Origin of the sequence: Kitasatospora sp. NPDC056327, from assembly GCF_042261735.1 — a bacterium.
Lineage (GTDB): Bacteria > Actinomycetota > Actinomycetes > Streptomycetales > Streptomycetaceae > Kitasatospora.
On record NZ_JBHJRC010000359.1, the window covers coordinates 1 to 7837 of the forward strand.

8 protein-coding genes and 1 pseudogene are annotated in these 7837 nt (G+C 74.5%); 3 read left to right on the forward strand and 6 right to left on the reverse strand.

The window, feature by feature from the left end; genetic code table 11:
• Positions 1 to 34: 34 nt before the first annotated feature.
• From ACFCX4_RS32575 to cobU, 4 genes and pseudogenes are all read right to left on the reverse strand, one after another.
• Positions 35 to 1540 (reverse strand): leucyl aminopeptidase, encoded by a 1506-nt coding sequence (locus ACFCX4_RS32575; protein WP_376150433.1) that lies wholly within the window; start codon positions 1538 to 1540, stop codon positions 35 to 37.
• A gap of 299 nt (positions 1541 to 1839) precedes the next feature.
• Positions 1840 to 2613: an adenosylcobinamide-GDP ribazoletransferase gene (locus tag ACFCX4_RS32580; RefSeq protein WP_376150435.1), complete on the reverse strand. Its 774-nt coding sequence runs from the start codon at positions 2611 to 2613 to the stop codon at positions 1840 to 1842.
• Positions 2614 to 2732: 119 nt separating this feature from the next.
• Positions 2733 to 3848 (reverse strand): nicotinate-nucleotide--dimethylbenzimidazole phosphoribosyltransferase, encoded by a 1116-nt coding sequence (locus ACFCX4_RS32585; protein ID WP_376150437.1) that lies wholly within the window; start codon positions 3846 to 3848, stop codon positions 2733 to 2735.
• A 28-nt stretch (positions 3849 to 3876) separates the two neighbouring features.
• Positions 3877 to 4425, reverse strand: a pseudogene (gene cobU, locus ACFCX4_RS32590) (bifunctional adenosylcobinamide kinase/adenosylcobinamide-phosphate guanylyltransferase); the annotation flags it as partial.
• 131 nt (positions 4426 to 4556) lie between these two features.
• Here cobU and ACFCX4_RS32595 point away from each other — a divergent pair.
• The gene (locus ACFCX4_RS32595) at positions 4557 to 4760 is read left to right on the forward strand and encodes a hypothetical protein (RefSeq protein WP_376150439.1); all 204 of its coding nucleotides are present in this window, start codon (positions 4557 to 4559) and stop codon (positions 4758 to 4760) included.
• Positions 4761 to 4797: 37 nt separating this feature from the next.
• Here the strand turns inward: ACFCX4_RS32595 and ACFCX4_RS32600 are convergent, their stop codons facing one another.
• Together ACFCX4_RS32600 and ACFCX4_RS32605 are read right to left on the reverse strand one after the other, a co-directional pair.
• Entirely contained in the window at positions 4798 to 5496 is a 699-nt protein-coding gene (locus ACFCX4_RS32600; RefSeq protein WP_376150447.1) for a class I SAM-dependent methyltransferase, read from the reverse strand.
• Between the two features lie 230 nt (positions 5497 to 5726).
• A complete protein-coding gene (locus tag ACFCX4_RS32605; protein WP_376150441.1) occupies positions 5727 to 6326 on the reverse strand; it encodes a DUF3043 domain-containing protein in 600 nt (199 codons plus the stop codon).
• A 300-nt stretch (positions 6327 to 6626) separates the two neighbouring features.
• On the opposite strand from ACFCX4_RS32605, the gene ACFCX4_RS32610 reads away from it, so the two are divergent.
• Positions 6627 to 7436: a PspA/IM30 family protein gene (locus ACFCX4_RS32610; protein WP_376150443.1), complete on the forward strand. Its 810-nt coding sequence runs from the start codon at positions 6627 to 6629 to the stop codon at positions 7434 to 7436.
• Positions 7437 to 7496: 60 nt separating this feature from the next.
• Positions 7497 to 7790: a hypothetical protein gene (locus ACFCX4_RS32615; protein WP_376150445.1), complete on the forward strand. Its 294-nt coding sequence runs from the start codon at positions 7497 to 7499 to the stop codon at positions 7788 to 7790.
• The last annotated feature ends 47 nt before the right edge of the window (positions 7791 to 7837 follow it).

Sequence of the window (7837 nt, forward strand, 5' to 3'; positions counted from 1 at the left end):
GCGCCGGACCCCGTCCCTCGGTCGTGCCCGGCCGTCAGGCCTTGCCGCCCGCCGCCTTCTGCTCGGCGAAGCGCACCAGGGTGCGCACCGCGGAGGCGGTGCCGCCCTTGGGGGTGTAGCCGAACGGCGCGCCCTCGTGGAACGCCGGACCGGCGATGTCCAGGTGCGCCCACTCGATGCCCTCGGCCACGAACTCCTTCAGGAACAGACCGGCCACCAGGCCGCCGCCCATCCGCTCGCCCATGTTGGCCAGGTCGGCGATCGTCGACTCGGTCATGCCCTTGCGCAGCTCGGCCGGCAGCGGCATCGGCCAGGACTGCTCGCCCACCTCGCCGGCGGCCGCGTGCAGGGCCGTGCGCAGGTCGTCGTCGTTGGCCATCACACCGAAGGTGCGGTTGCCCAGCGCCATCATCATGGCGCCGGTCAGGGTGGCCACGTCGATGATGACGTCCGGGTTCTCCTCGCCGGCCCGCACGATGGCGTCGGCCAGCACCAGACGGCCCTCGGCGTCGGTGTTCAGGACCTCGACGGTCTTGCCGCCGTACATCCGCAGCACGTCGCCCGGGCGGGTGGCCGAGCCGGACGGCATGTTCTCCGCCAGCGCCAGCCAGGCGGTGACGTTGACCTGGAGGCCGAGGCGCTTGGCGGCGACGACGGCGGCGAACACCGCGGCGGCACCGGCCATGTCGCACTTCATGGTCTCGTTGTGGCCGGCCGGCTTCAGCGAGATGCCGCCCGAGTCGTAGGTGATGCCCTTGCCGACGAACGCCAGGGAGGCCCGGGCCTTCGGGTGGGTGTAGGCCACCTTCACCAGGCGCGGCGGGTTGACCGAGCCGGTGCCGACGCCGAGCAGACCGCCGAAGCCGCCCTTGACCAGCGCCTTCTCGTCCAGCACCTCGACCTTGAGGCCGTGCTCCTTGCCGGCCGTCTGGACGATCGCGGCGAAGGACTTCGGGTTCAGGTCGTTCGGCGCGGTGTTGACCAGGTCGCGGGCCCGGTTCATCTCCTCGCCGACCGCCAGGGCGCGCTCGACGGCGGCCTTGGCGTCCTTGCTGCCCTTGCGGGCCACCGGCAGCAGCAGCTCGCCGACCGGCTCCTTGCCGCCGTTGCCGTTCTTGTAGGTGCCGAACGCGTAGGCGCCGAGCAGGCCGCCCAGCGCGACGGCCTCGACCTCGTCGGCCGACTCGGCCGGCAGGGCCAGCACGGCCTTCTTGGCGCCGGCCAGGGCGCGGGCGGCGACACCGGCGGCGCGGCGCAGGGCCTCCAGCTCGAACCCGCCCTCGGCGGCGTCACCGAGGCCGACCGCGAGCACGAGCGCGGCCTTCAGGCCGGCGGGGGAGGGCGCCTTGACGGTCTCGCCCTCGGCGCCGGTCGCGCCCAGCGTGCCGAGAACCTCGGTCAGCTTGCCCTCGAACGCCTCGGCCACGGCCTCGGCACCGGGGGCCACCACGATGCCCTTGGGGCCCTTCGCCACACCGATCACCAGGGCGTCCGCGCGCAGCGAGGCGGCGGAGGAGGTGCTCACAGACAATGCAGTCACGTAATGCGTCCTGTTCTTTCGCGGTCCACGACCGGTCGCGGCGCGAGTGCCGCACCGGTGCAGCCCGGAACCGCCGGCCAGGCCGACCGCCGGTGTCCGCCGGACCCGGGACCCCTGGCTGCGCGCGCCCACCGACCCGGCGGTCGCGCACACCAGAGGCCCCGGCGCCGCAACGTGCGCCGGACGGGCAGGACCTGCGACGGTGCAGGGCTGCGGTGCTCCCCGCATGGTAGTCCGCATGCTGGGATCACGCGCCGCCCGGTGTACCGCCTTTCGGTGCGGCCGCTCCGCCGTCCTCCTCAGCGCAGCAGCGCGAGTGCCAGCAGCGCGCCGGTCGCGGCGGTCTCCGCCATCGCGCCGAGCACGTCCCCGGTGACGCCGCCCAGGCGCCGGACGCACCGCCGCAGCAGCAGCCCCCCGCCGGCCGTCCCCAGCACAACCGCCGCGGGCAGCAGGACGGCTGACGCCCCGTCGGCCAGCCCGGCGACGGCGAGCAGGGCCGCCGCCGCGCCCGTCGAGAGGAGGGCCGCGGCGGGCGTCACCGTGCTCGCGACCATCGCGCCCAGCCCGCCCGGCCGGGCCGCCGGCACCGACCGCAGACACCCCCAGGCGAGCGCGCACCGCGCGGCCACCGCCGCCGCGAGCACCGCGAGCGCGCCGCGCAGCGGGGAGGCGGCGAACTGCCCGGCGAGCGCGGTGACCTGCGCGAGCAGCACGAGAACGAGGGTGAGCACGCCGAACGGTCCGATGTCCGACTGCTTCATGATCCGCAGGGCGTCCTCGGCGGGCTTCCCGCTGCCCAGGCCGTCCGCGACGTCCGCCAGGCCGTCCAGGTGCAGCCCCCGGGTGAGCGCCGCGAGCACCCCGACCGCCGCGACCGCCCCCAGCGGCCCGCCGGCCCGCCAGGCGACCAGCGCCCCGGCACCCGCCGCGAGCGCCCCGAGCACCAGCCCGACCAGCGGCGCGAGGACCATCGCCCGCCCGCCGGCCTCCCGGTCCCACCGCTCGACCCGCACCCGCAGCACCGACAGCGTCCCGAACGCGAACCGCAGACCGTCCCGCACACCCACCACCCACAGACCCCTCGGACCCCGCCCGCCCGGCGGCGCCGGGACGGAACACCGCGCAGCGGAAGGGCCCGGGTCCCGTCGCGCGCCGACGGGATCCGGGCCCCCTTCCACCGCGCCTGCGGCTACAGCTTCCCCAGCAGCTCCGCCGCGGTCGGCAGCCGGGCCGGCTCCTTCGGGGCCAGCGACACGAACACCGCCGGCACCTCGTCGGCCAGCGTGTCCGCCGCCGCCTGCAGCAGCGGCAGCGCCATCAGCGCGCCGACGCCCTCGCCCATCGTGATGCCCTGCTCCTGCAGCGCCGTCAGCGTCAGCCGGTCGTAGGCCTTCGCCTGGGCCGGCTCACCGCTGGTCTGCCCGGCCCGCCACCACTCCGGCGCCCGGAACGCGATCCGCTGCGCGACCAGCGCGCAGGCCGCCGAGACCACGCCGTCCAGCACCACCGGCAGCTTGCGCACCGCGGCCTGCAGCAGGAACCCGGTGATCGCGGCGAAGTCGGCCCCGCCGGTGGCGCCCAGCAGCGCCAGCTGGTCGCCCAGCACCGGCCGGGCCCGCCGCAGCGAGTCCCGCACCGTCGCGCACTTGACCATCCACACCCGGTCGTCGATGCCCGAGCCGCGCCCGGTGACCGCCGCCGCGTCCGTCCCGCAGAGCGCGCCGACCAGCACCGCCGCCACCGTGGTCGAGCCGACCCCGAGGTCGCCCAGCACCACCAGGTCGGTACCGGCGTCGGCCTCCTCGTCGGCGACCGCCATGCCGGCCCGGAAGGCCTTGACGGTCTCCTCGGGGGTCAGCGCGTCCTCGGTGTCGATCCGGCCGGAGCCGCGCCGCACCCGGTGCGCCGTCACCTCGCCGGGGAAGTCCGCGGCGTCGGCGTCCACCGCGACGTCCACCACCCGCACCCCGGCGCCGAAGCGCCGGGCGAGCAGCGCGACGGGTGCGGTGCCGTCGAGCACGGCGCGCACCCGGGCCGCGGTGCCGCCCTGCACGGGCAGCCGGGACACCCCGAGGCGGGCCACCCCGTGGTCGGCGGCGAACAGCACCACCTTGGGCGCCGTCAGCGGCCGCACGGGCGAGCGCCCCTGCACGGAGGACAGCCAGGCGCCCAGCTCCTCCAGCCTGCCGAGGCCGCCCGGCGGCCGGTCCAGCTCCTGCCACCGCTCCTCGGCGGCGCGCCGGGCGCTCTCGTCGGGGCGCTCGACGAGCGAGGAGAACGTATCGAGATCCACGGTCGTGTCCATCGTCCGGAAGGCTACACGTCGCCGGCGTTCAGCCAACGGCGGGCTTGACGGTGAGAACCTGCCCCGCCACCACCAGCAGCACACGCTCGGAGGCGTCCGCGACCGCCATGTTGAGCCGGCCCAGGGTGTCGCGGAAGCGGCGCCCGGCCGCGGTGGCCGGGACGACACCCATCCCGACCTCGTTGCTCACCGCCACGGCCGGCCTCCGGGTGCCCTCCCAGGCCCGCGCCAGCGCGTCGCAGCGCCGCTGCACCGCGGCCTCGCCGCCGTCCGCCCAGACCGCGTCGTCCCAGGCGCCGCACTCGTCCATGACGGCGGTGAGCCACAGCGCCAGGCAGTCGACCAGCACCGGCGCCGGGTCGCCGGAGTCGGCCAGCACGGCCTCCAGGTCGCAGGTCTCGGCGGTGCGCCAGCCCGCCGGCCGCCGGTCCCGGTGCAGCGCGACCCGCTGCGCCCACTCGGCGTCGCCGTCCCGGGTGCCGCCGGTGGCGACGTAGAGCACGTCGTCGTGGTGGCCGAGCAGCTGCTCGGCCCTGGTCGACTTGCCGGACCGGGCGCCGCCGAGGAGGAGGGTGCGGGGGAGCGGGGTGTCAGCTGTCATGCGTCCCATCCTCGCGCACCGCGCATATCGAAGATCCCGCCGGGCAACCTGAGGGCTTAGGGTGCGCAGCACAGCGCATCGCTGGTCGTCGGCGGGAGGAGCCGGGCATGGTCTGGACGTGGCGGTACGAGAAGGCGGACGGCACCGTGGTGGCCCCGGACGACGGGCAGGCGGAGGAGTTCGCCGGCCAGGGGGACGCGGAGACCTGGATCGGGGAGAACTGGAAGCAGCTGGCCGAGGACGGCGTGGACCGCGCCGTGCTGCTGGACGACGACCGCGAGATCTACACGATGAGCCTGCACGAGGGCTGAACGGGCGCCGGGGCCGGTCCCGGCCGGCCCCGCGCGGCTACTTCATCCCGACGACGTGCAGCAGCGCGGCGACCTGCCGGTAGGGGTCGGTGCGGCCGGCCCGTTCCTCGGCCTCCAGCAGCTGGGCGAGCTGGCGGCCGTCCACCGGCGGGGCCGCGTCGTCGGGCGCGCTGTCGGTGAAGACCCGCACGCCGTACCAGTGGCGCAGCGGCACGGAGACCTCGGAGAGGGTGACGGCGAGGTCGCCGATCCGGTCGGCGCGGGCCGCCAGCCCGACCCGGTTGTAGTACCGGTCGCTCTCGAAGGCGTCCAGGGCGGCCCGCCAGTCGCCGGCGGCGGCGGGCCGCAGGGCGAGCGCGTCGCGGTTGCGGACGACCAGCGAGAGCAGTCCGGCGGGGGCGAGCAGCCGGGCCAGCGAGGCGATCATCGGATCGGGGTCGGGCAGGTACATCAGCACGCCGTGACAGAGCACGACGTCGAAGCTGCGGGCCCCGAACCAGCGCCCGCACTGGTGTCCGTCGCCGATGAGCAGCTGGACCCGTTCCCGGACCTCGGCGGGTTCCCCGGCCAGCGTCTCCTGGGCGGTGCCGAGCGCGACCGGGTCGGAGTCGATGCCGGTGACGTAGTGGCCGGCCCGGGCCAGCCGCAGCGCCTGGGTCCCCTGGCCGCAGCCGATGTCGAGGACGCGCTGCGCGGTGCGGCCGGTCAGCTGCTCGACGAGCTGCCGGGCGACCATCTCCTGCCGGACGAGGTTGCGCAGCGAGCCGGACCGGCCGGGGGAGGGCCCGGCGCCGCCGGCGAAGGAGCCGCTGCGGGAGGGCAGCCGCCGCTCGTGCCCGGCCGTCTCGTACCCGCCGCGCTCCTGGGCGAAGCGGTCGTGGCCGCCGCCGCCCTGCCCGGGGAGCGCGTAGAGGCCGGGCCCGTCCCAGACGGGAGGGGCCCAGCCGGAGTCCACCGGTTCGGCGGTCAGGGCTTCTCCCCGCGCCGCACCTGCGGCTTGGGCAGTCGCAGCCGGCGCATCTGCAGGATGCGCATCAGGCCGTAGGCGACCGCGCCGCGGGTGTTCTGCCCGGCGAAGCGCTCGGCCAGCTGCTTGCGCAGGCCGAGGCCGAGCCGGACGAAGTCCAGCACCACCAGGACGAAGAAGAGCAGGAACAGCAGGGTGGAGAGCAGCTGGAGGGCCGGCACCTTGACGATGCTCAGCACCAGGATGAGCACGGCGGCGGGCAGGAAGAACTCGGCCAGCGACCAGCGGGCGTCCACGTAGTCGCGGGTGAACCTGCGCACCGGGCCCTTGTCGCGGGCCGGCAGGTGGCGCTCGTCGCCGTCGATCAGCGCGGTGCGCTGCTTCTCGCGCTCGGAGCGCATCCGCTCGCGGGCCTGGCGGGCGGCCTCCTTGCGGTCCTTGGGCACACTCACCCTGGTCCGCCGGTGGGCCTCGGCCTCACTGCGCTTGGGCGTGGGCCGGCCCTTCTTGGCCTGCGGGTCGCGCGGCTGGGTCGTCTCGTCCTGCTTCTCCAGCACGGCGGCGGAGGCAGCGGCATCATCTGAACGGCGTCGGAACACACCACCAGCGTACGGGGTGCGGGACGGCTTGTTCCGGTCCCCCGGGAACCAAACGCATATCGATCGCGTCCCGGGAGCCCCGTCCCGGGTTTCCGGGGGGTTTCCCGTAGGGGATCACACCGCTGACCGGCGGGTGGAATGAGAACGGGATCCACCCCGCGGAGGAGGTTTCCCGGGGCCGACCTGTAGCACTCTTGTTGCAGGCAGGTGCACTGCGGCGACGGGCTCGCTGCACATACACTCGTCGTGTCTGGTAACGAGATAGAGACCGCAGGCCGGAGAAGGGGGCACCCGAGGCCCATGAGCGACGGAATCATGAAGCGTATGGGGCTGATCTTCCGCTCCAAGGCGAACAAGGCCCTGGACCGGGCGGAAGACCCGCGTGAGACGCTCGATTATTCGTACCAGAAGCAGCTTGAGCTGCTGCAGAAGGTGCGTCGTGGTGTCGCGGACGTGGCCACCTCGCGCAAGCGTCTGGAGCTCCAGCTGACCCAGCTGCAGCAGCAGTCGGCGAAGTACGAGGACCAGGGCCGCAAGGCGCTCTCGCTCGGCCGGGAGGACCTCGCCCGCGAGGCCCTGACCCGCAAGGCGAACATGCAGTCCCAGATCAACGAGCTGGAGGCGCAGTACCAGCAGCTCCAGGCCGAGGAGGAGAAGCTCACCCTCGCCTCCCAGCGGCTGCAGGCCAAGGTCGACGCCTTCCGGACCAAGAAGGAGACCATCAAGGCCACCTACACCGCGGCCCAGGCGCAGACCCGGATCGCCGAGTCCTTCTCCGGCATCTCGGAGGAGATGGGCGACGTCGGCCTGGCGATCCAGCGGGCCGAGGACAAGACCGCGCAGATGCAGGCCCGGGCCGGTGCGATCGACGAGCTGCTGGCCTCCGGCGCGCTCGACGACGCCAGCGGTCTCGGCCGCAAGGACGACATCGAGGCCGAGCTGGAGCGGGTGGCCGGCGGGTCCGACGTCGAGCTGGAGCTGGCCCGGATGAAGGCCGAGCTGACCGGGGGCTCCCCGGCCGCCGGCCCGCAGGCGATCGAGCAGGGAGGCCGCCCGCAGGACGCCGCGCCGCAGCAGCAGGACGGTCCCAGGATCAACTACAACAAGTGATCTGAGCTCCACCCCGGAACGCCTCCGGGAACATTCCCCAGGAACAGGGAGACGCACGGCATGATCATGAGGGTCATGGGTGAGGGACAGTTCGAGGTGGGCGAGACCCACCTGAACCGGCTCAACGAGCTCGACGACGAGCTCCTCACCGCACTGGAGTCGGGGGACGAGGAACACTTCCGCCGGGCGCTCGGTGAGCTGCTCGGCGCCGTGAAGCGGTTCGGCACCCCGCTGCCGGACGACTCCCTGGAGCCGTCCGACCTGATCCTGCCGGACGCCGAGGCCACCATCGACGACGTCCGCCGGCTGCTGCGGGCGGAGGGCGACGGCCTCATCCCGGGCGTTCCCGAGTAGCCGACGTCTCGTGCCAGACAGAAAGGGCGGGCCCCCTCCTCGGAGGG